Genomic DNA, 2414 nt, shown 5'->3' on the forward strand with positions numbered 1-2414 from the left:
TTTTTTCCCTTGATTTTTCGATGGCGAATACCTTGATCCGGTAAGCCAGCGTCGATGGTTTGACGCCCAGCCGCTCGGCGGCACCACCCGGCCCGGAGATTTTCCACCCCGAGGCCTCCAGCACCCGCAGCAGATTTTCCCTTTCATGCTCGCGCCGCTCGGTCTCGGTCTGGAAATCCCGATCAGGTTCGACAACGTTTGCAGTCCGCTCCCTACCCGCCGGAATCTCCGGCATGGCCAGGTCCAGCCTTAAACGATCCCCCGATGACAATATCACCGCTCGTTCGATCACGTTCTTCAGCTCCCGCACATTGCCGGGCCAGTGGTGCGCCAGGAGCGAGTCGGCGCCCCGCTGCGTCAGCGTTAGCGGCGCCTTACCCAGTTCGCCGCAGATCAAGCCAATGAAATGCATCGCCAGCGGCACGATGTCGCTGCGGCGTTGCCGCAACGGCGGCACATCGATGGGGAATACGCACAGGCGGTAGAACAAATCCTGCCGGAAGTTGCCGGCCTCGACCCCGGCCTGTAAGTCCCGGTTGGTGGCCGCCACCACGCGCACATCCACCTTGATGGTCTGCTCGTCACCCACCCGCTCGAACTCGCCTTCCTGCAGCGCGCGCAGCAGCTTGCCCTGCTGTTCAGGCGGTATTTCGCCAACCTCGTCCAGGAACAGGGTGCCACCGTTGGCCAGTTGCATTCTTCCCACCCGGTCTTTGTGCGCGCCGGTGAAAGCGCCTTTCACGTGGCCAAAAAATTCACTCTCGAACAGCTCTCGGGGGATGGAGGCACAGTTGACCTTCACCAATGGCGCCCCGGCGCGCGGGCTGCGCCGGTGGATGGCACGGGCGATCATTTCCTTGCCGACACCCGACTCGCCATTGACCAGCACGCTGGCTGTCGTCGCCGCTACCGCCTCGATCTGTGCGAAGGTGCGTTTCAGCGCTTGCGAGTCGCCGATGATCTCCCCGAAGTTGGCGTTGATGTTGATCTCGTCGCGCAAGTAGTCACGCTCCTGCTCCAGCATCTCCTTCAGGTACTTGATCTGCTGGTATGCGGCCTCACGCTGACGCTCCATTTCCTTGCGCGCGGTGATGTCGCGAAACACCACCACCGCGCCGCAGATGCCGCCGTCTTCGATAATCGGCGTGGAGGTGTATTCCACCGGCACGCTGGAACCGTCGGTGCGCCAGAACACCTCATGATCCACCTGGTGTACCTGGCCATCCCTGATGGCGGCGTAGATAGGGCACTCCTCGCGCGGGTAGGGCGAGCCATCGGCATGTGAATGATGGTGGATGTCATGCAGCGGCTGGCCGACTACGTCATCTGCGCGCCAGCCCAGGATGCGCTCGGCGGCCTTGTTCACGAAGGTGGTATTGCCGTTGGCGTCCAGCCCGTACACGCCCTCACCGGCGGCATCGAGGATCAGTGAATGCATGTTCTCCAGTCGTTCGAGCTGCCTGGTGCCAGTATTTTTTTCCTTGCTCATCCGGATTCTCGGGTGCAATCAATTTCACAAATATTTGTGAATCATCTCACAGAAATTTGTGATTCACAAATTTTCGTGACCCTTGGAAATTACCTATCTATTTGATTTTCCAAGTTTTCAGTGTTTGGCACGAATACTGCAGCTATAGGGGTAACACGAAGTTGAGAGGATGGATAAATGAACAACACGAATAAAGCAATCGAAGAACTTGACGCGAGAGATATTGAGAAAGTCTTTGAGCGATTTGCGCAAAGCAGGGTGCACTACACGGCTCCGGTATCGGGCAGGATGAGTCTTGCTGGAGCGTTCCTGGTGCTGCTGGTCCTGGCAATCGCCAGTTTCGATGCACATGCGCAACTGCCTGACCCGGGCATGGAGATTGATCCATCACGGACCGCCGTACTTATCACGGACCCGCAGAATGACTTTCTCAGTCCACAAGGCGTGACCTGGGGCGTGGTCGGCAAAAGCGTTACTGAAAACAACACGGTTGAAAACATCGAGAGCCTGATGAAGGCCGCCAAGGCCAACGACCTGCCGCTGTTCATTTCGCCGCACTATTACTACCCCACCGACCATGGCTGGCAATTCGAAGGCGCACTGGAAGCGCTGATGCACAAGATCGGCATGTTCGACCGCAAGGGCCCACTCACACTGGAGGGCTTCGAAGGCTCCGGTGCCGACTGGCTGGAACGCTACAAGCCGCTGATCAACGACGGCAAGACCATCGTCTCCAATCCGCACAAGGTCTACGGCCCGGAAACCAACGACCTGGTGCTGCAACTGCGCAAGCGCGGTATCGACAAGGTCATCCTGGGCGGCATGTCGGCCAACCTGTGCACCGAGTCACATATGCGCGAACTGATGGAGCAGGGTTTCGAAGTGGCCGTGGTTTCTGACGCCACAGCAGCTGCCCAGGTTGCAG

2 protein-coding genes are annotated in these 2414 nt (G+C 58.8%); one reads left to right on the forward strand and one right to left on the reverse strand.

The annotated features are described in order from the left end of the window. On the reverse strand, positions 1–1489 hold a 1489-nt coding region (locus WBB95_RS03315; protein ID WP_424486282.1), incomplete at its 3' end, for a sigma-54 interaction domain-containing protein. Positions 1490–1777: 288 nt separating this feature from the next. On the opposite strand from WBB95_RS03315, the gene WBB95_RS03320 reads away from it, so the two are divergent. Next, the coding region (locus WBB95_RS03320) for a cysteine hydrolase (RefSeq protein ID WP_424486283.1) at positions 1778–2414 on the forward strand (637 nt) is incomplete at its 3' end.

It is taken from the genome of Pseudomonas sp., assembly GCF_049645325.1.
Taxonomy (GTDB): Bacteria; Pseudomonadota; Gammaproteobacteria; order Pseudomonadales; family Pseudomonadaceae; genus Aquipseudomonas.